At 72.9% G+C, this 23,248-nt stretch carries 17 protein-coding genes and 2 pseudogenes; 5 read left to right on the top strand and 14 right to left on the bottom strand.

Going from position 1 to position 23,248, the window contains the following annotated elements:
• Positions 1-71 precede the first annotated feature (71 nt).
• The 6 genes from ACFV4F_RS04700 to ACFV4F_RS04675 all read right to left on the bottom strand — a co-directional run bounded on the left by ACFV4F_RS04700 (position 72) and on the right by ACFV4F_RS04675 (position 10,320).
• Complete coding sequence (locus ACFV4F_RS04700; RefSeq protein ID WP_380500428.1) at positions 72-2,987, bottom strand: hypothetical protein; 2,916 nt, start codon at positions 2,985-2,987, stop codon at positions 72-74.
• Positions 2,987-4,885 (bottom strand): HSP90 family protein, encoded by a 1,899-nt coding sequence (locus ACFV4F_RS04695; protein WP_380435995.1) that lies wholly within the window; start codon positions 4,883-4,885, stop codon positions 2,987-2,989. The genes ACFV4F_RS04700 and ACFV4F_RS04695 overlap by 1 nt, the downstream gene beginning before the upstream one ends.
• Positions 4,886-5,041: 156 nt before the next feature.
• Positions 5,042-6,124, bottom strand: coding sequence for a hypothetical protein (locus ACFV4F_RS04690; protein ID WP_380500427.1), 1,083 nt, complete (start codon positions 6,122-6,124; stop codon positions 5,042-5,044).
• Between the two features lie 270 nt (positions 6,125-6,394).
• A complete protein-coding gene (locus ACFV4F_RS04685) occupies positions 6,395-6,898 on the bottom strand; it encodes a hypothetical protein (protein WP_380500426.1) in 504 nt (167 codons plus the stop codon).
• 567 nt (positions 6,899-7,465) lie between these two features.
• A complete protein-coding gene (locus tag ACFV4F_RS04680; protein ID WP_380446290.1) occupies positions 7,466-8,908 on the bottom strand; it encodes a glyceraldehyde-3-phosphate dehydrogenase in 1,443 nt (480 codons plus the stop codon).
• A 662-nt stretch (positions 8,909-9,570) separates the two neighbouring features.
• A complete protein-coding gene (locus ACFV4F_RS04675) occupies positions 9,571-10,320 on the bottom strand; it encodes an ATP-binding cassette domain-containing protein (RefSeq protein ID WP_380500425.1) in 750 nt (249 codons plus the stop codon).
• Between the two features lie 233 nt (positions 10,321-10,553).
• Between ACFV4F_RS04675 and ACFV4F_RS04670 the strand changes: the two genes are divergently transcribed.
• Positions 10,554-10,985 (top strand): PPOX class F420-dependent oxidoreductase, encoded by a 432-nt coding sequence (locus ACFV4F_RS04670; protein WP_380446288.1) that lies wholly within the window; start codon positions 10,554-10,556, stop codon positions 10,983-10,985.
• Positions 10,986-11,120: 135 nt separating this feature from the next.
• On the opposite strand, the gene ACFV4F_RS04665 is transcribed toward ACFV4F_RS04670, so the two are convergent.
• Positions 11,121-12,098 (bottom strand): LuxR C-terminal-related transcriptional regulator, encoded by a 978-nt coding sequence (locus tag ACFV4F_RS04665; RefSeq protein WP_380500424.1) that lies wholly within the window; start codon positions 12,096-12,098, stop codon positions 11,121-11,123.
• Between the two features lie 292 nt (positions 12,099-12,390).
• On the opposite strand from ACFV4F_RS04665, the gene ACFV4F_RS04660 reads away from it, so the two are divergent.
• The 3 genes from ACFV4F_RS04660 (at position 12,391) to ACFV4F_RS04650 (ending at position 14,601) form a co-directional block, all read left to right on the top strand.
• On the top strand, positions 12,391-12,723 hold the full coding sequence (locus ACFV4F_RS04660; protein WP_380500423.1) for a hypothetical protein: 333 nt from the start codon (positions 12,391-12,393) through the stop codon (positions 12,721-12,723).
• Between the two features lie 29 nt (positions 12,724-12,752).
• Positions 12,753-13,064 carry a hypothetical protein gene (locus tag ACFV4F_RS04655; RefSeq protein WP_380500422.1) on the top strand — a complete coding sequence of 104 codons (312 nt, stop codon included), beginning with the start codon at positions 12,753-12,755 and terminating at the stop codon, positions 13,062-13,064.
• A 133-nt stretch (positions 13,065-13,197) separates the two neighbouring features.
• On the top strand, positions 13,198-14,601 hold the full coding sequence (locus ACFV4F_RS04650; protein ID WP_380500421.1) for a CHAP domain-containing protein: 1,404 nt from the start codon (positions 13,198-13,200) through the stop codon (positions 14,599-14,601).
• A gap of 100 nt (positions 14,602-14,701) precedes the next feature.
• Here ACFV4F_RS04650 and ACFV4F_RS04645 read toward each other — a convergent pair whose 3' ends face one another.
• From ACFV4F_RS04645 to ACFV4F_RS04620, 6 genes and pseudogenes are all read right to left on the bottom strand, one after another.
• The gene (locus tag ACFV4F_RS04645) at positions 14,702-15,586 is read right to left on the bottom strand and encodes an LLM class flavin-dependent oxidoreductase (protein WP_380500420.1); all 885 of its coding nucleotides are present in this window, start codon (positions 15,584-15,586) and stop codon (positions 14,702-14,704) included.
• Between the two features lie 333 nt (positions 15,587-15,919).
• Entirely contained in the window at positions 15,920-16,603 is a 684-nt protein-coding gene (locus ACFV4F_RS04640; protein WP_380500501.1) for an HAD family hydrolase, read from the bottom strand.
• A 99-nt stretch (positions 16,604-16,702) separates the two neighbouring features.
• A complete protein-coding gene (locus ACFV4F_RS04635) occupies positions 16,703-17,257 on the bottom strand; it encodes an NUDIX domain-containing protein (protein WP_380500419.1) in 555 nt (184 codons plus the stop codon).
• 114 nt (positions 17,258-17,371) lie between these two features.
• Positions 17,372-18,016 carry a dihydrofolate reductase family protein gene (locus tag ACFV4F_RS04630; protein ID WP_380446280.1) on the bottom strand — a complete coding sequence of 215 codons (645 nt, stop codon included), beginning with the start codon at positions 18,014-18,016 and terminating at the stop codon, positions 17,372-17,374.
• Between the two features lie 136 nt (positions 18,017-18,152).
• Positions 18,153-18,996 (bottom strand): annotated as a pseudogene (trpA, locus tag ACFV4F_RS04625) (tryptophan synthase subunit alpha).
• Positions 18,993-19,606 (bottom strand): annotated as a pseudogene (locus tag ACFV4F_RS04620) (pyridoxal-phosphate dependent enzyme); the annotation flags it as partial. The pseudogenes trpA and ACFV4F_RS04620, both read right to left, overlap by 4 nt.
• Before the next feature lie 634 nt (positions 19,607-20,240).
• Here ACFV4F_RS04620 and ACFV4F_RS04615 point away from each other — a divergent pair.
• Entirely contained in the window at positions 20,241-22,163 is a 1,923-nt protein-coding gene (locus tag ACFV4F_RS04615; protein ID WP_380500418.1) for a DNA/RNA helicase domain-containing protein, read from the top strand.
• Positions 22,164-22,267: 104 nt separating this feature from the next.
• Here the strand turns inward: ACFV4F_RS04615 and ACFV4F_RS04610 are convergent, their stop codons facing one another.
• Positions 22,268-23,197 (bottom strand): phosphorothioated DNA-binding restriction endonuclease, encoded by a 930-nt coding sequence (locus tag ACFV4F_RS04610; protein ID WP_380500417.1) that lies wholly within the window; start codon positions 23,195-23,197, stop codon positions 22,268-22,270.
• Between the last annotated feature and the right edge of the window lie 51 nt (positions 23,198-23,248).

Below are 23,248 nucleotides of genomic sequence, written 5' to 3'. Positions count from 1 at the left end.
TTTGTGGTGTCGGGGGTGGGGGTGGCGCTCCTCTCTCTCCACCCTCCCCCCCCCCCCCCGCCGCCGTTCCGTCAGCCCTGGTCGGCCGCGATCCGCTCCCGCAGGTCGGCCAGGATCTCCGCCGCCTCCGGCAGCCCGACCCGCCGGCAGCGGTCGGCGGCGGCGGTCAGCCGGGCCATCGCGGCCCGCGTCCGCCCGAGGTCGGTGCCCTCGATCAGCGCGGCCATCCGCACCGCCTCGGCGCGCGGCGACTCGGCCTCCTCGCCACCCTCCTCGTACACCGGGATCGCCCGCTCGGCCTCGGCCAGCGCCTCCTCGTGCCGCCCGGCGATGGCCAGGCAGCGCGCCCGCTCGTAGTGCGAACCGCCGCGCAGGAACCACGAGTTGTACGAGGCGCCGGCGCGCTCGGCGGCCGCGCCGACGGCGTCCGCCTCGGCCAGCCGGGCGAGCGCGGTCTCCAGCCCCTCGCCGCCGCGGGCGCGCATCACCAGCTTGGCGAAATCGCGCAGCGTCCCGGCCATCTGATCCCACTGCGGCGCCTCGGCGTGCGCCGCGAGGGCGCGCTCGCGGGCGGCGTCGGCCGCCTCCCAACGGTCGGCGTGGGCCAGCGCGAGGGAGGCCTCGCAGGCGACCATGGTGTGCGTCGACCGGTCCTCCCAGCCCGCGACCGCGTCGGCGAGGCGCAGGTACTCCTCGGCCGCGTCGCGGTACTCCTCCAGCGCGAACAGTCCGCGGGCGAGGTCGAGCCGGACCTGGGCCATCAGCCGCTCGTCCAGCTCCGGGGCGGCGGCGTCGAGCAGCACCGACTCCAGCACGGCCACCGCGTCGGCCGCCCGGCCGCTGCCGCGCAGCAGGTCGGCCAGCTGCAGCCGCACCTGGGCGGCCTCCTCCGCCGCCGGCCGGCCCTTGCGGTCGAAGCGCGCGGCGGCCTCCGACAGCGCCCTGATCGCCCCGCCGTCGTCGCCGGTGTGCGAGCTCGCGTGGCCGAGCATCATGTACGTCGGGGCGAACGGGTAGGAGTCGTCGCCCCAGCGGGCGGCCTCGGCCAGGGCCCGGTGGAACACCTCGACGGCCTGGGCGGGTTCGCTGCTCTGCAGCAGCACCTGGCCGAGCAGGCCGAGCACCCGCGGCGTCTGCCACGGCAGTTCGGCGGCGTCCAACTGGTCCATGACCTCGCGCAGTTCGGCCGTCGCCTCGGCCATCCGGCCCTGCCGGGCGGCGGCGTCGGCGGCGTACTGGCGCGAGGTGGCGGCCCGGCGGGCCGACCCGAGCGCGCCGCTCTCAGCCCGGTAGGCGCCGACGGCCTCCTCGAACCGGGCGACGGCCCCGGCCGGCGGCTCCGGCAGCGCGGCGATCAGGTCGTGGTGCGCGGCGAAGGCCCGGCACTGGAGCACGATCAGGTAGTCGTCGTCGGCGATCCCGCCCTCGGCCCGCAACTCCCGTGCGCGGACGAGCGCTTCATCGAGCGCCGGCCAGTCGGGCGCCAGGCCCTCGACCTCGCCGAGCTCGACGACGAGGGTGCGGGTGCGCACCATGAGGGCCTGGCCGAGCAGCCCCTCCTGCTCGAACAAGTCGGCAGCGGCCAGCAGTTGGGCCTTACCGACGACGTGGTCGTCGCGGTCCAGCGCCTCGTGCGCGCGCTGCTCGGCGAGTTCGGCGCGCAGCCGGCCCGCGGTGCCCGCCGCCGTGCCGTCCTCGTGCACGTAGCCTTCGGCCTCGAAGCGCTCGGCGATCCGGCGCCAGAGCCGGTCGGCGTCCGGGTGGCCGACCAGGTCCAGCTCGCGGGCGCGGACCACGAGGGCGGCGAACTCCTCGGGCTCCGGCTCGACTTCGCGGCGCGGCGCGGGCCCGGCGGCCGGGGCGCCGGCCAGCTCGGGCGCGGCGGCGGCGCGCACGCCCAGGGCGAGCGGCTCGGCGAGCAGCGGCCCGCGCTCCAGCCGCGCCCGGCGCCGGCTGCCGACCGCGTCGGTGCCGTTGCGGGCGTCGAAGCGGGCGGCCAGCGCGTCGGCCTCGGTGCGCAGGTGGGCGAGCAGCGTGTCGACCGTCCAGCTCCGGCCGGGCGGGCCGCTGACCGCGAGCTCGCCGTGGCCCTGGCGGGCGAGGGCGGCGATCAGCACCTCGACGCCGGTGAGGAAGTCGAGTCGGCCGCTCGGGTCGCCGGTGACGGCGAACAGGTCGCGGTTCTCGGAGAGGATCTCCAGGCCGCGCGGCTCGTTGCCGGACAGCGCGCAGAACTCGACGTGCTGGCCGACCGGGCGGGCCATGCCGGACTTGCCGCGGGCGAAGCGGTAGCCGACCAGGTGGCTGGAGCGGGCCTCGTCCAGGCGTCCCTCGCGCAGCAGCGGGAGCAGGGCGGCGGCGTGACTGAGGTAGGGCTCCTCGGAGCAGGTGCTGTGGCCGCCGAGGACCGGCCGCCACACCTCCAGCGCCCGGGCGTCGTCGCCGGCGCGCACGTGGTGGTTGGCGCGGGCGCGGAGCTCGCACGCGTGGCAGTCGCTCAGCTCGGTGCGCGGGCGGCCGGTCCACAGCTCGTACGCGTCCTCGGCGCCGACGCCGGTGTGCGCGGCCAGGTGGTAGCGCTGGGCGTAGTACGGCTGGAGGCCGAAGCCGGCCTTCTCGTACCGGGTGCGCATCTCGGTGTGCCAGCGCCGGATCGCCTCCAGCGGCACCTCCGGGGTGCCCGCCAGCGAGCCCGCCACCCACTTGAAGCGCCAGAACACCTGGTCCCCGGCCCACTCCCCGAAGCCGTCCGGGTCGGTGTCCCACAGCTTGAGCACACGGGCGAAGACCACCGGCGACTTGCTGCGCTCGCCGTCGTACTGGTACGCCTCCATGAGCTCCAGCAGGGCCATCGAGCGCACCCCGGTGTCGTCGAACTGCTCTGCGGCGTCGACGAGTTCCTCCGCCGCGACGGTCCGCTGACGACCGTAGGGGCGGGCGTCGTTCTCGCGCAGCGCGGCCATCACCGCGTCGGGGGTGTCCAGCATCACGCCTCCTTCGGGTCGCTGTCGGCGCCGCGGCCGTCGGCCGCCTCGTGGCCGAGCATGGCGTGGTCGAGCAGGCTGATGAACGAGCGGTTGAGCAGGGCGCTCTCGCTCGCCTTGAGCGGACGGCGGGTCATCAGGACCGCCTGCCCGTACAGCGCCTCGACCGCGGTGACGGTCAGGTCGCGGCTGCCCGCCAGCGAGGCGGCACGGCGCACCAGCGGGTTGAGGTGGTTGAGCACCAGCTGGGCGCGCGGCACCTCGGCCCGCAGCGAACCGAGGATGTCCGCCCACAACCCGTCCGCCTCGTCGGCGAGTTGGGCGCGGGTGCGCTCGTGCCGGGCCTCCCGGTTGTCCAGCAGCAGGGCCGGGGCGCTGGTCGGGTGGAAGCTGCGCAGCGCGACGTCGCAGTCGAACCGGCCGACCACCTCGCGGGCGATCGTCAGGAACGCGGCGGCGGCGAGCTCGGCGGCCGGGTCGACGGTGTCCAGGTGCGCGGTGACGGTGCCCGGGTCGAGGTCGGCGACCGAGACGCCGGGGCGGATCTCGGGCAGCCGGTGCACGAGGTCGCGGTCGTAGGTGTAGCCGCCGTTGACGACGCCGAGCCCGGCGGCGCCGGCGATCGGGGCCACCTGGCGGAACTCCTCGACCGTCCGGGTCACCAGCAGGACCGGGTGGGTGCGGGCGAACTCGTCCAGCGTGACATTGCCGTCGGTGGTCTCGAACGGCAGCCACGGCAGCATGATGCGCAGCAACTCGTCGTCGTAGCGCGCGAGTTCCTTGACCGCCAGGTGATGCACGGACAGGAAGCGGTGCAGCAGCGCCGGGTCGCTCGCGGACAGGCCGGTCAGCCAGTCGCGGATCCGGGCGCCGAGCGCGTCGCGGACGGCGGCCAGCGTCTCGTCCGCGTACAGGCCCTCGCGGGAGGCGGTCGGGCGCAGGCCGTCGGTGTCGACCACGCAGCGGACGAAGAACGCCCAGTCGGGCAGGAGTTCGTCGGCCTGGTCGGTCAGCAGCATGCCCTTGAGGTGCACCCGGTGGCCGGAGCGGCGGGAGGGCGGGGCGGCGTCCGGCAGCACGTAGGCGACGCCGCGCAGGCCGACCAGCGGGAGGTCCAGGTCGATGCTGTCCAGCGGGGTGAAGTCGAAGGCGGAGCGGCAGTACTCGGCCAGCGCGTCGCGGCGGGCCAGCGGCGAGCCGTGCCGCTGCGCCCACGGCGGCGTCCGGTTGACGCGGTGCTCGGTGCCATTCGCGTCGACGACCGTCACCTCCTGGCGCAGCAGGCCGCCGAAGTCCCGGGCGAGGGCCAGGACCCGGCCCGAACGCGTCCACTCGGCGGCGTCCGCGCGCGGGGCGAGAGTGACGGTGGTGCCGGGCTCGGGCCTGGCCTCGGCGGGGAGCGTGCGGATGGTGTAGCGGCCGTCGGAGCTGCCGCGCCACTCGACCACCGGCGCGTCCGGGGTGGCCGCGGAGCGGGTGACGACGGTGATCTCGTCGGCGACCACGAAGCAGGCGAGCAGGCCGATGCCGAACTGGCCGATGAAGTCGCCGCGGGCGCGGGCCAGTCCGGCGCCGTCCAGGCCGCCGTCGGCGTCCCGCTTGGAGCTGCGGCCGATGGTGGCGAGGAAGGTGTGGACGTCCGCCTCGGTGAGGCCGATGCCGGTGTCGGTGACGGTCAGCTCGTCGTCGGCGCGGACGGTGATCCGGGCCGGCGCCGCCGGGTCGAGCTTCTGGCGGGCGGTGATCGCGTCGACCGCGTTCTGCAGGAGCTCGCGCAGGTAGACGCGGGGGCTGGAGTACAGGTGGTGGGAGAGGAGGTCCACCAGGCCGCGCAGGTCCACCTGGAAGGTGTGCGCACTGGCCGGGCTCTGCGCACTCGTCGGGTTCTCGGATGGGGACACCGGGGGCTCTTTCGATTGCTGGATGGGTGAGGAGGTCCGGGGCCCGGACGGCGCGGCGGGCGTGCGGCGCGCGGTGGCGGGCGGTGGCGGGCGGGTGCCGGCCGTGGCCGTCAGTGGCCGTCAGTGGGTCGCGGCGTCAGTGGGTCGCAGCCGGTTCTATCGGGCGCAACGGTCGCGGTGGGCACGGAAGTTGGCGACCGGATCGCCGGCCAGGTAGTGCCAGGGGGACTCGGTGACGAGGCCGTCCAGGGCGTCGAACAGCCGGTGCGCGGTCTGGCGCTGGTCGGCCAGCGAGAAGGCCATCGCGAAGGCGTTGAAGGCGGCCTGCCAGCCGCGGGCCGGCGTGAAGTCCGGGTGCAGGACAGACCGGGCCGCGGCCTCCTGGAGCTCCGCGAGGACCGTCGGGCTGGTGAGGTAGGCGTGGTCCTCGCCGTCGGGCAGGTCCAGCCAGCGCTCCAGGTGGGCGAGCGCGACCAGCTCGCCGAGCTGGCTCCCCTCGGGGGCGGCGAGCATCGCCGAGCGGGCGAACTCGTGCATCTCGTCGTGCGAGCCGCCCCACTTGGCGCACAGCTGCTGGAGCCGCTGGCGGTGCGAGGCGGCGTGACCGGGCGCGCGGCGCAGCGCGGCCTCGAAGCGGCAGGTGGCGACGTCCGCGTCGAGCGAGGCGCCGCGGGCGCTGATCTGGAGGAAGTACCACGGCGCCAGCCAGCCGGGCTCGCGCTCGGCGACCTCCAGCAGCTGCTCCTCGGCGGTGTCCAGGCGCTCGTGGAAGAGCTTCCACTGCTCGTCCGTCACGTGCTTGGCGCGGGCTCCGGTTCGGGCCTCCCAGGCCCAGGTGATGTGCCGGGCGCCGGAGAGGAGGAGGGGGAGGGCGTCGTCGGGGTGGTCGGCGACCGCGCGGGCCGTCCAGGCCTCGACGCCGTCGACGTCGGCGAGGGCGCCGAGGATCCACGTCCGGTCGGCCTGGTCCTCGACGGCGGCGAGCGCGGGGCGCAGCGCCGTCCAGTCCCCGGCGGCGGCCTGGCCGAGCATCACGCGGACCGCGTCGTCGCCGAAGGCCGGGTCGAGCGCCGGGGCCGGGCCCGCGGGGACGGGGACGGCGGGCTCGGCCGTCCGCGCCCCGCGCCCGAACCCGAGCCCGCGGCGGCCGGACCGGCCCTGCGTGGCGTCCTCGCCGGAGCGGCGACGGAAAAGCGGCATCGGGTGGTCCCCCTCGAACGTGATCGGCATCTCTCGCATGGGCGCACAGTGGCCGCCCAGATGCAGTACATATCACGCGCACCCGACATCCGTTCGCGCAGCCCGCACCGGGCCTGACGAGGGGGGTAACAGATGACAACGGACAGATAACAGATAACAGATTTCAGCGAACATATTCTGTTATCTGTTCGCCGTTCGTTGTCCGCCCGCTCACCCGGCGGTCAGATCGGATCGCCGGACCTTCGGTTGATCCGATCGATCCGATCAACCCGGGAGACCTGGCCGGCCGACGGGCGGCCGGGCGGGCCGTCAGAGCGTGGCGAGTCCCGCGTCCGGGGTCTTGCCCGTCTGCGCCTGCTCGATCCGCTTGACCAGCATCGCCGCGAACCGCCGCGTCGCCGCGACGTCCACCGGGCCGCCCTCGGTCGTCACGCTCGCCACCACCGTTCCCGAGCGCAGCACGATGCCGACGCCCTCACTGCCGGCCAACTGCCCCTGGAACACCTGACTTTCACTCCCCAGTACCGCGGCGTCCACGGCCTTGAACGGCCCGCTCCGGTACGACGCGTACGTCTCCTTGAGGCGGTCCTTCGCCGCGTCCCGGGTCGGCAGTGTGTCGATCATGAACCGGGCCACCACGTCGCCCGAGGAGAACCGGACCGACCCACTCAGCGGCTTCCCCGTGCAGGGCGCCGCCGCCGTGCAGGTGGTGGCGTGGTCGGCGGTGTCGACGCGCCGCTTCTCCTCCTCCCACCCGGCCATCGTCTTGACGTCCGGCAGCACCTGGAGGACCAGCTTGTCGTCCAGCAACACCGTGTCAGAGTCCGCCCCGGGCGCCCCGGCCCCGCCCGCGGCCGGCGGCGGCACAGCCCCGCCGGCGCCCGCGGCTGGCGGCGTCGCGGCACCGGATGCAGGCGCCGAGGCCCCGTCGGACGCGCCGCCCGCGGCACCCCCGGCAGCCGGGCCGGACGCCTGGGCACCGGACGCGCCAGCTGCGCCGCCCGCCGCCGACGATGCGCTCGACCCCGAACTCGCCCCGCCCGCAGCGTCCTTGGTGGCGCCCTTGTCCCCCGACGCGCATCCGCCGAGCACCCCCACCAGCACCCCGACCGCCACTACGGCGGCCGTCCGCCGACCGATCCTGCCCATCGCCCGCTCCCTCCCGGTGTCCGTGACCCATCAAGATAGCCGTTCGCCCTCGGACCAGCCGCGGGCGGCCTCACCCCCCGAGAGCCACCGTCGCCCCGGGACTCCCAGCACCCGGGGAGCCTCGCCACCCCGGGAAACGGCACGGCGGTGGGAAAACGGAACGGCGGTGGGCGGCGACCTCTCACGAGGCCACCACCCACCGCCGTCACGGTGTCACGCGGTCCGGGCGGTTCAGGCCGCCGGGGCCGGGAAGGTCGGGTACTCGACGCCCGAGATGTACTGGACGACCCGGACGACCTGGCACGAGTAGCCGAACTCGTTGTCGTACCACAGGTAGAGGATCGCGTTGTCGCCCTCGACCTTGGTGGCGCCGGCGTCGACGATCGAGGCGTGGCGCGAGCCGATGAAGTCGCTGGACACCGCGTCGGGCGAGTCGATGAAGTCGATCTGGCGCTTCAGCGGCGAGGTCAGCGAGACGTCGCGCAGGTAGTCCAGGACCTCCTCGCGGTTCGTCTCGCGCTTCAGCTGGAGGTTGAGGATGGCGATCGAGACGTCCGGCACGGGCACGCGGATCGAGCTGCCGGTGATCTTCGCCTTGAGGTCCGGCAGCGCCTTGGCGACGGCCGAGGCGGCACCGGTCTCGGTGATCACCATGTTCAGCGGTGCCGAGCGGCCGCGGCGGTCTGCCTTGTGGTAGTTGTCCAGCAGGTTCTGGTCGTTGGTGAACGAGTGGACGGTCTCCACGTGGCCGCGGACGACGCCGTACTCGTCCTCCATCGCCTTCAGCGGCGGGACGATCGCGTTGGTGGTGCAGGAGGCGCAGGAGATGATCTGCTCGTCCGGCTTGATCATGTCGTGGTTGACGCCGTGGACGATGTTCGGGACGTCGCCCTTGCCCGGCGCGGTGAGCACCACCTTGGCGATGCCGGGGCGCAGGTGCTTCGACAGGCCCTCGCGGTCGCGCCAGCGGCCGGTGTTGTCGATCAGGATGGCGTCCTTGATCCCGTACTCCGTGTAGTCGACCTTGGTCGGGTCGTCGGAGTAGATCACGGTGATCTCGTTGCCGTTGGCGATGATCTTGTTGTTCGCCTCGTCGACGGTGATCGTGCCCTGGAACTGGCCGTGGATCGAGTCGCGGCGCAGCAGCGAGGCGCGCTTCACGAGGTCGTCGCCGCCGCCGTTGCGCACGACGATGGCCTTCAGGCGCAGGCCGTTGCCCGAGGCCTTCTCGATCAGCAGGCGGGCGACGAGGCGGCCGATGCGGCCGAACCCGTAAAGCACGACGTCCTGGGCGGACCGGCGCTCCAGCTTGTTCTCACCGGTGGCGCCGGCGACGGCGCGGGCGGTGAACTCCTCCACCGTCAGGCCCTGGTCGTCGGCCCGGTAGGTGCTGGCCAGCATCCCGAGGTCGATCTGCGAGGGGCCGAGGTCCAGGGCGGTCAGCGCCTGGAGGAACGGCATGGTGTCGGTGACCGAGAGCTCCTCGCCGGCTATCTGGCGGGCGAAGCGGTGCGTCTTGAGGAGGCTGACCACCGACTTGTTCACCAGGGAACGGCTGTGCAGCAGGACGGTGACGTCCTTCTCGCGGTGCAGCCGCCCGATGATCGGGATCATCGACTCCGCGATCTCCTCGCGGTTCTTCCAGTCCGTGAACACGTCGTCGTTGACAGTCACAAGTCCATCTTTCGAGCTGAGGGTGTTGCCCACATGGTAGCTTCGCGGATTTTCGATCCGGCGGCCTCCCCCGGCCGGCGTTGACCGGGCGGCCCCCACGGCTCCAATTTGAACGCATTCAATTCGCCGTGAACGCGTTCGGAATCGACGGGGGGAGAAACGGTGGAGACAGGTCGTCGAAGACGGCGGGCGACGCTCGGTCGAGCGTGCCTTCGGCGCGCCGGTGCCGGCGGCCGTCCTGGCCCAACCCGCCCTCGCGCTCGGGCTGTACGGCTACCGCTACGGCACGCGGAACGTCCGCAGCGCGTGCCTGGCGATGGGCGCCCCCGCCCTGCTGATCCTGCTGGTCCGCTGCGCCCGCCGGAACGCCGGGCAGCGCGTCCTCGCGGAGACGCGGTGGCTCGCGCAGGCGGCGGCGCGCTGCCTCGTGTGTTGTACGACACCCTTTTACGTGCTGCTGCTGATCCGCATGGCGACGGGCGCCCGCATGCCGGACCGCGGGCGGGTGCGACCACGGGGACGTCGGCGGGATCGCGCTGGGATTCTTCCTGTGCACGGCCGTCCTGGCAGGGCCCGCGCTGGTGCTCCTGCTCCTCCTGGCTCCGCACGCACTGCGCATCCGTCCGGTCAGGCCGACCGGACGGCCGGACGGACGCGCCCGGTCAGGCCGGGGCCCTCGGCGGGATCCGCTCCCCTCCGGACAACTCGTCCACCACACGCGCGAGTCCGTCACCGCCCGGTGCCATCGGTCCGCTCGCCACGACGCTCCCGCCGATCATCACCGCCGCGTGGTCGCAGAGCCGCTCGACCGGTGCCACGGCCGCACCGGCGAGCAGCACCGAGCCGCCGGCCGCGACGAACTGCGTCAGGACGGCCCCCATGACCGCCGCCGACCGCGCGTCCACCGCGTCGAACGGCTCGTCCACCAGCAGTAGCCGGGGGGCGTGGACCAGCGCGATGGCCAGCCCCATCCGTTTGCGCAGCCCGGGATCGTACTCCGGCGGCGACGCCCGCTGCGCGCCGTCGAGTTCGAGCAGGGCGAGCAGCGCCCCGGCGCGGGCCTCGGCCGCCGGCCCCTCCTCGCCGCACAACCGGCCGAGTGAGGAGAGCAGTTCGCGCCCCCGCGGCCACGGCGGCAGGGCCACCAAGTCCGGCACCAGCCCGACCGCCGGGCGGGCGCGTTGCGGATCCGTCCGGACGTCCGCCCCGAAGACCTCCGCCGTGCCCTTGTCCGGCCGCACCAGGCCCGCCGCCACCGCCAGCACGGTGCTCTTGCCGGCCCCGCGCGGACCCACCAGCCCGAAGCAGGACCCGCTCGGCACGCTCAGCTCCACCCCGGCCACGGCCGTCGTCCGCCCGAACCGCTTGCGCAGCCCCGACAACCGCAGTGCCAGCCCACGGACCGCCCCCATCCGCGCACTCCCGTCTCCTCGGCCCCGGCCACCGCACACCGATGGCCCCGGGATCGACGCTAGGCCGCCCGCGCCGGCGAAGGGATGTGCCTTTCTGCAGGGTTCGGGTGCACCTAGCTGCACCCCCGACGGAGAAATGTGCCGATCGGCAGGGTCGGCCGAGCCGGCGCACCGGGGCGACACGCCCCGCCGGGGTTGACCTTCACACCGGTGTGAGGGGGCACCATGAGCCCATGACCGACACTGGGTTCGACCCGTACGCGTTGCTGGAGGCGAGCAGGCTCGGGGTGCTCGCGACGATCAAGGGGGACGGGCGGCCGCAGTTGTCGCCCGTGCTGCCGTACTTCGACCGGGCGGCCGGGGTGGTCCTCGTCTCGACGACCGAGGGTCGGGCGAAGACCGCGAACCTGCGGCGCGATCCGCGGGCCGCGCTGGAGGTCACCGGGCCGGACGGCCGCTCGTGGGCCACGGCGGAGGGGACGGTCACGCTCACCGGGCCGGGGACGGACCCGCACGGGCCCGAGGTCGAGGCGCTCGTCGCGTACTACCGGACGGCCGCCGGGGAGCACCCGGACTGGGACGAGTACCGGGCGGTGATGGTGGCGGACCGGCGGGTGCTCGTCACCATGACGGTCGACCACGTGTACGGCGCGGACCTCGCCTGAGGACGAGCCCGGGAGACGCACCGGAAGACGCACCCGGAGACGCACCGGAAGACGAGCCGGGCACGGACCGAGGACGGACCGGCGACGGACCGGCGACGAGGGCCCCGGGGCGCACGGCCCCGGGGCCCTCGCCCGTCAGCGGTGCCAGCCGCGTTCGGCGATGCGCAGGCCGGCCTGGAAGCGGCTGCGGGCGTCGAGGCGGCCCATCAGTTCGGCGACGACGCGGCGCGTGGTACGGGTGGATAGGTCGAGCCTGCGGGCGACGATCTCGTCGGTGTGCCCGTCGGCCAGGAGCTTGATGATCTCCCTTTCCTGGAGTGTGAGTTCGTTCCCGTCACGAGTCGCGCTCTCGCCGAACGGGGTCGCGTTCAGCCAGGTCTGCTCGAAGAGGGCGTAGGCGGCGGTGACCACGCCGGGGCTGCGGAGTTCGAGGGCTCCGAGGCGGCTGTTGGCGGGGTCGATGGGGACGAGGACGGTCTCCCGGTCGATGACGATCATCAGCAGGGGCACCGTCGGCACGGTCCGGGTCTGTCCGCCGAGCTCCGCCAGCCACCGGGCCGCGGCGAGGGTGGCGGGGTCGTTCCGGAAGCTGTCCTGGTAGATGCAGCGGATCGCGACGCCGCGTTCCAGCAGTTGCTGGTTGAGGGGCTTGCTCGCGGCCTTCGCGTCCGGCGTCTGGGCGCTGTTGGGATTGAGGGACACCATCTCCGTGCGGGTGGCGGCGGCGAGTTCCTCGATCCTCGCGCGGACCGCCTCGATCCCCTCGTGCCGGGTGATCGACTCCCGGGCGCGGGCGCCGTCGTGTTCCGCGGCGATCGTGGCGACGGCCGCCCTGGTGGCCTCGATCCGGCGTTGCCGGTCCGCGAGTTCGGCCTCGGCGCGGGCGAGCAGGGTGGCCAGCCCGACCGACGGGCTGATCGGCAGCAGCTCGTCGGCCGGGCCGTCGGCCGGGCGGAGGAGCGCAAGATCGGCCAGCTCGTCCAATGCCGATCTGACGTGACGCTCCGTCAGTGTCAGGTGGGCGGCGATGTCCGTGAGCTTCCAGCTCGGTTGGGCAAGCAGGGTCCGATAGACCCGCTCACCGTCGCACGACAGCCCCAAAGGCTCCAACATCCCTGAAACTCCCCCGAGTTGATTCCGGTACGCCGCTCCCCCGCGGCTCGGTCACCACGATTGTGCGCCCGGCGGGGAGCCCCGGCAACGACTTACTGTCAGGATGCGGCCAGGCCGCTTGCTGAACCGCCGCCGACCGTGACAGCAGTCGGGCGGGCAGGCAGAGTAATTCCCGTCGGAGCGGGCGACCGGGACGGAACGCGGGAAGCGGGAATTCCGGATCGATCAGGCGCTCACACCAGCCACGGTGGAATTCCCCGGAATCCGCCGACCGTTCATGAGGGGAATAGTCATGTCGAAGCTGAGGACCGTCATCGCGGGATTCGCCGTTGCCGCCGCTGTCGCCATCGCCGGTACCGCGGCGAGCGCGGTCGCGGGCGGCGCGACGGACGGGACGACCGGCCGGGCGCCGGCGGAGGTCCGCATCCACACCGACGCCGGGGCGCCCGTCGGCGGGGCGGAGTGGGGCTGCGTCGGAGGCTGCTCCAAGCCGCTGCCGTCCGGCGCGCCGACCCCGGCAGCCGACCCGGACCCGACCCCGGCCGCCACCCCCGACCCGACCCCGGCGGACACGCCCGCCGGCACCCCGACCACACCGCAGGCGCCGGCCGCACCGCAGGGCTGAGCCCGTTGTACCTGGTCACGGTCCGACTGGTGGCGACCGGCCGGACCGCTGACACCGACCACTTCACCCCACCGGGCCCGCCGCACCCGACGCGCCCGCACCTGACCGACACCGCCCTCGCCGCCCTCATCCGGCGGCACGCCCGGCCCTGCGACGGCCTGGAGCACCTGCGGGTGCGCGGCACCGCACACCGGTTCGACGTCGCGGCCTTCGTGAGCGCCGAGAACGCCGCCGCCGCCCGCACCGCGACGCACGCGATGTGTGCGCGCATTCTCGCCGAATCCCCCGCGCTGCACGGCTGGCGCGTCGCCGGCGACATTCCGGCGCCCTGGATTCTCTGAACTCCCCTTCTTTCCGTCGCATTTCGAAAGTCCGACCAAATATCGCTCCACCGTGCCCGAAACCGCCCGGACCGGCTCTTCCGTGCCGCCCGGTCGCACCGCCCTGGACGAATTCCGAAAGGACACCCGGAAAATGACCGCCGTTTCCCGCCGCCTCGCCGCCGCACTCGCCGCCGTCGCCGTCGCCGGAGCCCTGTTCACCGCCACCGTGTCACCGGCCGAGGCCGGCACGCCCGGCTCCGCCATCGTCACCCAGGCCCGAGCACACATCGGGCAGCACCGCACGGACTTGGGCTTCCCGTCCGAGGAGTGGTGCGCCGATTTCGCCCTCAAGATCTGGCGCGACGCCGGCGTGGAGAACCTGAGCGGCCTCGGCAGTTCCGTGCAGAGCTTCAAGGACTACGGGACCCGCAACAACACCACCTCGAACACCCCGCACGTGGGCGACGCCGCCGTCCACAAGACGGCGACCATCTCGCACGTGCAGATCGTCATCGGAGTCTCTGCGGACGGCAACATGATCCAGACCATCGGCGGCAACGAGGGCAGCAACAACCTCGAAACCAGCTGGGTCAAATTCGAGGACTGGCACGACTGGCACACCCAGCCCACCGTCTTCGTCAGCCCGGTCGGTCTGACCAACAGCCGCCTGCCGGCCTCGCTGGCGGGTGACGGCCGGGCGTCGGTGGTGAGCGACTCGGCGGACGGGACGCTCACGGCCTGGCACAACGCGGCCGGGTTCGCCCAGATGCCGTTCGACACCTCGGCCGTCATCGGGCAGGGCTTCACCGACCCCACCCGCGTCAAGTTCGCCGACCTCGACGGCGACGGACGCACCGACCTCATCTACGTCCAGCCCGCAGGCAACCCCCAGAACGACCCCGAGGGCACCCTGCGCGCCTGGCACAACGACGGCGGCGTGAACACCATGCCCTTCGGCAACTCCGTCATCATCGGCCAGGGCTTCATGGACCCCACCCGCGTCAAGTTCGCCGACCTCGACGGCGACGGACGCGCCGACCTCATCTACGACCAGCCCGCAAACAACCCCCAGAACGACCCCGACGGCACACTCCGCGCCTGGCACAACGACAGCGGCTTCACCACCATGCCCTTCGGCGACAGCGTGATCATCGGCCAGGGCTTCACCGACCCCGCCCGCGTCCACCTCGCCGACCTCGACGGCGACGGACGCGCCGACCTCATCTACGACCAGCCCGCAAACAACCCCCAGAACGACCCCGACGGCACCCTGCGCGCCTGGCACAACGACAGCGGCATGAACACCATGCCCTTCGGCAACTCCGTCATCATCGGCCAAGGCTTCACCGACCCCACCCGCATCCACCTCGCCGACCTCGACGGCGACGGACGCACCGACCTCATCTACGACCAGCCCGCAAACAACCCCCAGAACGACCCCGACGGCACACTCCGCGCCTGGCACAACGACAACGGCTTCACCACCGCCCCCTTCGGCAACAGCCTGATCATCGGCCAAGGCTTCAACGACCCCACCAGCACCTACTTCGCCTGAGCCCCAGCCCCCGCCCGCAGCCCCCAGCCCGCAGCCCCACCCCCCGGAAGCCACCTGGCCACCCCAGGTGGCTTCCGCCGTCGGCCGCCCCCGAAAGCGCTCACCCCAGCTGGGCCAGGCCCTCGGTGGCGATGCGCTCGAACACGGCGAGGTCGGCGGCGAAGCACGAGTCCGGGATCGGCCAGTGCACGACCAGCTCGGTGATCCCCAACTCCCGGTACGTTCCTGCCCATTGGACGAAGGCGTCGAGTGAGTCGAGCGGCCGCTCGCCGGTGAAGCCCTGGAGGAGCAGCCGGTCGAGCGAGGCCGCGTCCCGCCCCTCGGCCTCGCACGCGGCGGTGAGCTTCGCGAGCTGTGCGGCGACGACGCCCGGGGCCCGCTCCGCCGGGACGTCCGGGTCGGCCGGGTCCCCGCAGGTGACCCAGCCCTGGCCGTACCGGGCGGCGAGCCGCAGCCCGCGCGGGCCGGTCGCGGCCACGCAGAAGGGCACGCGCGGGCGCTGGACGCAGCCGGGGATGTTCCGGGCCTCGACGGCCGCGTAGTAGCGGCCGTCCCGCGTGGTCGCGTCCCGGCGCAGCAGCGCGTCCAGGAGGGGCACGAACTCGCCGAAGCGGTCGGCCCGTTCCTTCGGGGACCACTCCTCGTGCCCGAGCACCTGCGCGTCGAAGCCCGTCCCGCCGGCGCCGATGCCGACGGTGAGGCGTCCGCCCGAGACGTCGTCGAGCGTGATCAATTCCTTGGCCAGGGTGACCGGGTGGCGGAAGTTGGGGTTGGTGACGAGGGTCCCGAGGCGGATGCGTTCGGTCGCGGTGGCCGCCGCCGTCAGGGTGGGCAGCGCGCCGAACCAGGGTTCGTCGCGGAACGACTGCCACGACAGGTGGTCGTAGGTGTAGGCGGCGTGGAAGCCGAGCTCTTCGGCCCGCCGCCAGAGCTTCTGTCCCTCGCCCCACCGGTGGACGGGGAGGATCACGGTGCTGAGGCGCATGCGGCCGACTGTAGCCCGGCGGTTCCGCGCGCCGGCGGCGACAGGCCCCGGTCGGCGGTCGGCCCTCGTGGGGCGGCGCCCCTGGCGGCGGCGCCGTCGGCCGGGTGGAACCGGTGCATCCACTCCTCGGCCGCTGTCCTCAACTGCCCCTCCCCTCGTATCTGTTCCGCGCCATCACGCGCAGCATTGAATCCGGGGAGCCGACCGCCCCGACACAGCGATGAACCCCTATCCGACCGCCCCCACCCCACTACCGGGCGCTCCGCGGGCATGCGAAAGGGGACGGCCCCCCTGGTGTGGGAGGGCGGCCGTCCCCGATGTCTTCACCTCACGTCAGAAGTGCCGCAGCAGCTCGCCGAAGCGCGCCAGTCGCAGCGTCGCGTCCTCGGGTCGCAGCTCCTCGTGCTCCATGACCCAGGTGTGCTCGTGCGGGATGAAGACGGCCTTCAGTCCGGCACGGACGGCGGGCAGGATGTCCGACTTGGGCGAGTTGCCGATCATCCAGGTGCGGCCGGCGTCCAGGCCGAGCTCGACGGTGAGCCGCCGGTAGGTGTCCTCGTCCTTCTCCGGCACGATGTGGACGCTCCGGAAGTGGTGGGCGACGCCGGAGGCGTCCACCTTCCACTGCTGTTCCTCCACCGCTCCCTTGGTGAGCAGCAGCAGCTCGTGGCGCGGGGCGAGGGCGGCGAGCGTCTCGGCCACGCCTTCGATCAGCTCGACCCGACGGTCCGTCAACGGCCGTAGCAGCTCGGTGATCCGGGCGTCGTCCTCATCCGTCGCCACCCGGCCGCGGACCTCCTGGAGGCACTCGCGCAGGCTCAGCCGGAACACCTCGGAGCCGTAGCCGTGCGCCGCCACGTTCCGCGCCTCGATACCGTCGAGCAGGGCCCTCGTCCGCGCCTCGTCCCCGGGAGCGGCCACCCAGTCGATGAAGCCGTCGATGACGCGCTCGAAGAGAACGTTGTTCTCCCACAGTGTGTCGTCGGCGTCGAAGACGAGCGTCTGGCCCTTGAGCATCTGCTCCACTGATCCACCTCACGTGTACGGCAGGACGCCCGACGCTACCCGTTCCGCTTCCGCCCGCCACCCGATTTTCCCGGCCGCCCGGCACCGCGCTCAGGCCCCCAGCAGCCGCCCGGCGCGGTCGATCGTCTCCCGGAAGTTCGCCTCCGTGGTCCGCTCCCGGGCCTGCGCCACCGTGAGCCACTCCAGCGGCGACTGCGGGTTCTCCGGCCGTACGGCCTCGGGCGTCGCGGTGGCCAGCAGGAAGCGCAGGTCCGCGTGCTCGTGCGCCGGCTCGCGGGTCGAGGCGGGCACCGGCACCACGGCGACGTGCACGAGCGCCGCGTCGGGCCAGGGCGCGAGGTCCGTCAGCCCGGTCTCCTCCAGCCCCTCCCGCAGCCCGACCGCCAGGGCCTCCGTCTCGCCGGGATCGCCGTGCCCGCCGACGTGCAGCCACGCCTGCTGCCGCACGTGCCACCGCAGTAGCACCCGCCCGCTCTCCGGGTGCACGATCAGCGCGGACGCCGTGAAGTGCAGCGGCGTCCCGCGGTCCCACGCGTCCACGCCGCTCCCGAGGAGCCCGCGCGCCCGCTCGACGTCCGCCGCCTCGGCCGCTCCCCGCGCCCGGTACTCCCCGAGCAGTTCCGCAGGCCCCGTCCCACTCACCACGCCGACACCCTCCACACGCCCCTTGCCCCGCAAGCCCGTTGACCACGTCAGCCCCCCACCGTACCGGGCACGCGCGCTCCCCCGGCCGAATTGAATCCGGGCCGGCCGTCGCCCCTACGGCCGCGTGAACGTCACGTGCGTGACGCCGCTCGGGGTCGTGACCGACTCCACCTGGAAGCGCTCCTCCAGGCCCTCCAGGCCGTCCCACAGGCGCTCGCCGCGGCCGAGGACGATGGGGACGACCACGACGTGGAGGTGGTCGACCAGGTCCGCGGCGAGGAAGGCGCGGACGGTGCTCGGGCCGCCGCCGATCCGCACGTCCAGGCCGCCCGCGGCCTCGCGCGCCCGGTGGAGCACCTCGTGCGGGGTGCCGTCGACGAAGTGGAAGGTGGTTCCGCCGTCCATCTCGACGGACGGGCGCGGGTGGTGGGTGAGGACGAACACCGGGGTGTGGAACGGCGGGTTGGCGCCCCACCAGCCGGTCCAGTCGTGGTCCTCCCAAGGCCCCTGCTGGGGGCCGAACTTGCGGCGTCCCATGATCTCCGCCCCGATGCCCTCACCCCACGCGCGCGCCACGGCGTCGTCGACGCCCGTGCTGCCGCCCTCGGCCCCTTGCATCTCGCGGAACGTCCGGGTCCCGAAGAACCACTGGTGGAGCCGCGTCCCGGCGTGGCCGAACGGCTGGTCGAGGCTCTGGCCCTCCCCGGTGCCGTAGCCGTCGAGGGAGATCGAGAAGTTGTGGACTCGCACGCGGGACACGACGTGGCCTCCTGCCATCGATCCGGGGTGCGGCGGCTCACCGCACTCACCGCTGCCGAGCGTAACCGCGCCCGGCACCGGATCCCGGCAGCCCCCGGCCGCGCGTCGTACCGCCCGCTCCGCCGGAGACCCTCCGTCAGGCTCGCCGCACGCCTGCGGCGAGGGCGGCGGCCAGGGACTGGACGGCGGTCAGGCCGGCCGGGAGGTCCGGGGCGTCGAGGAGGAGCTTGACGAAGGCCGAGCCGACGATCACGCCGTCGGCGAAGCCGGCGACCTCGCGGGCCTGTTCGGCGGTGGAGACGCCGAGGCCGACGCAGGCGGGCAGGTCGGTCGTGGTGCGGGTGCGGCGGACGAGATCCTGGGCCTGGTCGCCGACCGACGTGCGGGGTGCCGATGACGCCCATGAGCGAGGCCGCGTAGAGGAATCCGCAGCCGGCGGCCGTGATGGTGGCCAGGCGGGCGTCCCGGCTGCTGGGGGCGACGACGAAGACGGTCGCCAGGTTGTGCCTGGCCGCGTGCTCGCGCCGCAGCGCGGACTCCTGGACCGGCAGGTCGGGCAGGATGCAGCCCGCGCCGCCCGCCGCCGCCAGTTCGGTGGTGAAGCGCTCGACGCCGTAGCGGTCGACGGGGTTCCAGTAGGTCATGACCAGGACCGGCGCGCCGGTCGCCTCGTACGCCTCGCGCACGGTGCGCAGCACGTCGGCGATCTTCACGCCGCCGCGCAGGGCGATGTCGTCGGCAGTCTGGATGACCGCGCCGTCCAGGACGGGGTCGCTGTGCGGCAGGCCGGCCTCGACGACGTCGGCGCCGCCCGCCAGGACGGCCTTGACCGCGTCGATGGCGCCGTCCACGGTCGGGAAGCCAGCCGGGAGGTAGGCGACCAGGGCCGCCCGGTCCTCGGCGCGGGCCTTCGCGAGGGTGGCGCTCAGCGGCTCCAGGTTCCCGGTGTGCTCGGTGCGCTCGGTGTGCTCGGTGCTCACTTGGTCTTCTCCTCTGCGGTGCCCTCGTACAGGCCGAAGTAGCGCGCGGCCGTGTCCATGTCCTTGTCACCGCGCCCGGACAGGTTGACCACGATGAGGCCGTCCGGCCCCAGTTCCCTGCCCAGGTCGAGGGCGCCGGCCAGCGCGTGGGCGCTCTCGATGGCCGGGATGATGCCCTCGGTGCGGGAGAGCAGGCGCAGGGCCTGCATCGCGGCATCGTCCGTGACGGCGCGGTACTCGCCGCAGCCGCTGTCCTTGAGGTAGGAGTGCTCGGGGCCGATGCCGTGGTAGTCCAGGCCGGCCGAGATCGAGTACGGCTCGGTGATCTGGCCCTCCTCGTCCTGGAGGACGTAGGAGCGGGAGCCGTGCAGGACGCCGGGCTCGCCGGCGGTCACGGTGGCCGCGTGCTCGCCGGTCTCGACGCCGTGTCCGGCGGGCTCGAAGCCGACCAGGCGCACGCCGGCGTCCGGGACGAAGGCGTGGAAGAGGCCGATGGCGTTGGAGCCACCGCCGACGCAGGCCGCGACGGCGCGGGCAGGCGCCGGGTGCGCTCCAGGATCTGGCGCCGGGCCTCGACGCCGATGACGCGGTGGAAGTCGCGGACCATGGCTTCGTGTTTACGACAGGCGCATATACCGCAGGCCAGAGCCCCTCCCCCGGCCGCCAGGGGCACGGCAAGCCGATCACGAGAGAAGGCGACCGGAACAGCTCAGTCCGCATTTCACCAGATCACCCAGACCAGGATCACCCCCCTGCAGTCGCTCTCCGTGCGCATCGCCCTCGTGGTCTCCACCCTCACTGCTGCGCTCGCGCTGCTTATCAGCCACACCGACGCCGATTCGGCCACCCCCGCATCACCGCCGACAACGGCCGGTCCTAACCGCCCCCTCCCTCACCCCACCCCGGGCCCGCCAACCCCCACCCCCCGCGCCAAGCGGGCTCGGCAGCCGTCCCCTCCGCCGACCATCAACCCCCGGCCGGCCAGCCGAGAGGCCAACACAAACCCGCCAGCTCACGGCGCATCAAAAAGGCCGTTCCCACACACAGCAGAACGGCCTACGCCCTGCGAAAGCAACGCGGGATGACACGATTTGAACCCGCGTTGGCGAAGGCTCAGGTGTTCGGGTACGAGCTCAGGCTCTCCGTTGTAGGTTTGGCCCTGTCATCAGCGCGGCCCGCCGGGCTTCCCTCCAGGGACATGCCCCCACCCGCACGAGTCACTTCGTGCTGCCTGGGAGCATTCCTTGCTGTTCCGCGACTCCGCGTCCGCGGTCGCCGCCGAGAGCCTGGCCGGATCACTGTTCGTGCGCCTCATCGACCAGTTCGTCCACAAGCACGGCCACAAGCCCAGCCCGTCCGAGGTGCGTTCGTGGGAACGGAGCATCCCGGTCCTGACCAATGCTCTGCTGGACGCCGGGCTCGGCATGGTGGAGGTGCTCCTCGAGTACTCGCTTCCGCTCAACAGCAAGCGCGCGGACGTCATACTCGCCGGCGTCCACCCGGGCACGGGCGCACCGTCGTACGTGGTGGTCGAGCTCAAGCAGTGGAGCAGCGCGCTTCCGGAGGACGGCGAGCCGCTGCTCTGCCGGGTCGACGCGTACACCCGACCGGTGCTGAACCCGATCGAGCAGGTCCGCGGCTACTGCGACTACCTCGTCTCCTTCAATGGCGCACTCGCCGCTCATCCCGAGCAGCTGTCCGGCGTGGCCTTCCTCCACAATGCGACGGAGTTCGGCGTCCAGGGCCTCTACGAGGTGCCGCAGGACGAGCGCGGCCGGCTCTTCACCGCCGAGCGCCGCGGGGAGTTCGTGCAGTACCTCCGCTCGAAGCTGAAGCCGGCCTCCGGCGCGGAGGCGGCGGACCAGTTGCTTGCGGGCAAGGTGTCCCCGTCCAAGCAGCTGATGGCGGTCGCCGCCGAAGAGGTCCGCGAGCGCGAGCAGTTCGTCCTGCTGGACGAGCAGAAGGTCGCCTACGAGCTAGTTCTGCGCGCGGTCCGTCGGGCGCAGCAGTCCGACCACAAGGAGGTCGTCGTCATCACGGGCGGCCCCGGCACCGGGAAGAGCGTCATCGCGCTGTCCCTCCTCGGCGATCTGTACCGGCGTGGCGTCACGGCTCTGCACGCGACCGGGTCCAGCTCGTTCACCACCACGATGCGTCGGGTCGCCGGCGCACGGAAGCGTGCGGTCCAAGACCTGTTCAAGTACTTCAACAGCTTCATGACCGCCGAGCGCAACGGGCTGGACGTGCTGATCTGCGACGAGGCCCACCGGATCCGGGAGACGTCGGCGAACCGCTACACGCGGGCCGCCCAGCGCACCGGCAAGCCCCAGATCGAGGAGCTGATCGACGCCGCCCGAGTGCCCGTGTTCCTGCTGGACGAGCACCAGGTCGTCCGGCCGGGCGAGATGGGCACCGTGGCCCAGATCCGGGCCGCCGCCGCCGTGAAGGGCCTGGACTGCCAGGTGGTCGAACTGGACAGCCAGTTCCGCTGCGGCGGCAGCGACGCCTACCTGCACTGGGTGGTACGCCTCCTGGACCTCGAACCCGGCGGCCCCGTCGATTGGGAGCCCGACGGCAAGGTCGCCCTGGAGGTGGCCGACAGCCCCCAGGAGCTGGAGGCCTTCCTCGACGCCCGGCGCGCGGAGGGATACGGCGCCCGCATGTCGGCCGGATACTGCTGGAAGTGGACCACGAAGGTCGCTCCCGGAGACCCGCTCCCCCTCGACGTGCACATCGGTGACTGGGCCCGGCCGTGGAACGTCTACGGCGACCGCTCGATCGCCGGCGCCCCTCCCGCCGCACTCTGGGCCACCGACCCGGCCGGCTTCGGCCAGGTCGGCTGCGTGTACACGGCCCAGGGCTTCGAGTACGACTGGAGCGGCGTCATCCTCGGGCCGGACCTCGTCTGGCGGACCGACCGGTGGATCACCGACCGGACGGCGTCGAAGGACCCCGTCTTCCGCAAGTCCACCACCGACGCCGACATCGACCGCCTGATCCGCAACACCTACAAGGTGCTGCTGACGCGAGGAATGATCGGCACAGTCGTGTACTCGACGGACCCGGAGACCCGCGCCAAGTTGCGGGACCTGGTCACCGGGCAGCAGACGGGCCGGATCGAAGCAGCGCACGACCGCGGCCGATTGCCACTCACTGATCACACGTGAGGCAATCGGGACGAACCAGTCTGCACGGTCGGGGACAGCCGTGCAGGCTGGAGTCGGACGGCACATGACCACCGCTGATGGGTCGGCGATCGGACGGCCCGCTCTCAGCTGACAGGAGCCGGACCCAGAGCCGCTCGGGGCGTACCGCGGAAGACCTGTTCGGCGTGCCACTCCCGGTGTCGCCCGGCGACCGATGGAATCCCTGCCTGCGGGCCGATGACCGGCCGCCCGGCCAACGCGAGCACATGCTGCCTGCTGGCCTCGCTGCGTCCGACGAAGCGCTGCGAGACGAGTATGCGGTGCCCCGCGCCCAGGCCCAGGACGCCCTTGTCGAAGAGCTTGTGGTGCAGGGAGCACAGGCACAGACCGTTGTCGACCTCATCCGGCCCGTCGTAGGACCACCAGCGCACGTGAGCTGCTTCCAGGCCCACCGTGCTCGCTCCCAGCATCCCGTCGTAACCACAGAAGGCACACTGGAACTCGTAGGCGGTCAGGACGAGTTCACGCATCCGCTTGTCCCGCTGCCGTCGCGCCGCCCGCTCTGCTCCGCCCAGGGTGCCGGTCACGCCCTCGGTCTCGACCAGGTCCAGGTCGAGACCAACGGCCTCGCACAGGTCGGTGTGCAGCGACGACGGGAAGTGGAAGTCCAGGAGCACCCGCGCAAGCCGCCCCAGCAGCGCCGGCTCCCTCCGCAGAGCCGTTCGCAACTCGGGCGCGAGCCTTCCGGTCGCGCCGCTGGAGCGGAGGACCCGCACCCCGCTTCCAGGGCTCCCGGCCCCTTGATCAGTTCTGACCTCCCACACGCCGTCACTGACCAGATGATGGAACGGGTACGCAGGGGTTGTCGGATGGGACGGCCCGTACTCCTCGAGCAGCCGCTTCAGCTCCGCCTCGACAGCGCTGTACCTCAGTTCACCATCAGCATCGCGCTGGAAGCTGCCCAGCGCGTACAACAGCAACAACGGTTTGTGCGGCGCCCGAACATCGTTGTTCGTCCACCGCCGCAGCTTCGCCACCCGCTCCAGCCAGTCCATGGCCGCCCAGCGTATTCCGGGACACCGACACGACCTCAGCCTCAGTCCTCC

This window comes from Kitasatospora sp. NPDC059722 (genome assembly GCF_042733235.1).
Taxonomy (GTDB): Bacteria; Actinomycetota; Actinomycetes; order Streptomycetales; family Streptomycetaceae; genus Kitasatospora.
Note: the sequence above shows the minus strand (reverse complement) of the source record. Positions and strands in the feature narration are given on the sequence as shown.

Bases quoted from the DNA above. Each gene is read 5' to 3' on its own strand.
- ACFV4F_RS04650 (WP_380500421.1), top strand. From the start codon at position 13,198: ATGACCGCCGTTTCCCGCCGCCTCGCCGCCGCACTCGCCGCCGTCGCC.
- ACFV4F_RS04675 (WP_380500425.1), bottom strand. From the start codon at position 10,320: ATGGGGGCGGTCCGTGGGCTGGCACTGCGGTTGTCGGGGCTGCGCAAG.
- ACFV4F_RS04700 (WP_380500428.1), bottom strand. From the start codon at position 2,987: ATGCTGGACACCCCCGACGCGGTGATGGCCGCGCTGCGCGAGAACGAC.
- ACFV4F_RS04610 (WP_380500417.1), bottom strand. From the start codon at position 23,197: ATGGACTGGCTGGAGCGGGTGGCGAAGCTGCGGCGGTGGACGAACAAC.
- ACFV4F_RS04690 (WP_380500427.1), bottom strand. From the start codon at position 6,124: ATGCGAGAGATGCCGATCACGTTCGAGGGGGACCACCCGATGCCGCTT.
- ACFV4F_RS04645 (WP_380500420.1), bottom strand. From the start codon at position 15,586: ATGCGCCTCAGCACCGTGATCCTCCCCGTCCACCGGTGGGGCGAGGGA.
- ACFV4F_RS04665 (WP_380500424.1), bottom strand. From the start codon at position 12,098: ATGTTGGAGCCTTTGGGGCTGTCGTGCGACGGTGAGCGGGTCTATCGG.
- ACFV4F_RS04640 (WP_380500501.1), bottom strand. From the start codon at position 16,603: ATGCTCAAGGGCCAGACGCTCGTCTTCGACGCCGACGACACACTGTGG.
- ACFV4F_RS04660 (WP_380500423.1), top strand. From the start codon at position 12,391: ATGTCGAAGCTGAGGACCGTCATCGCGGGATTCGCCGTTGCCGCCGCT.
- ACFV4F_RS04670 (WP_380446288.1), top strand. From the start codon at position 10,554: ATGACCGACACTGGGTTCGACCCGTACGCGTTGCTGGAGGCGAGCAGG.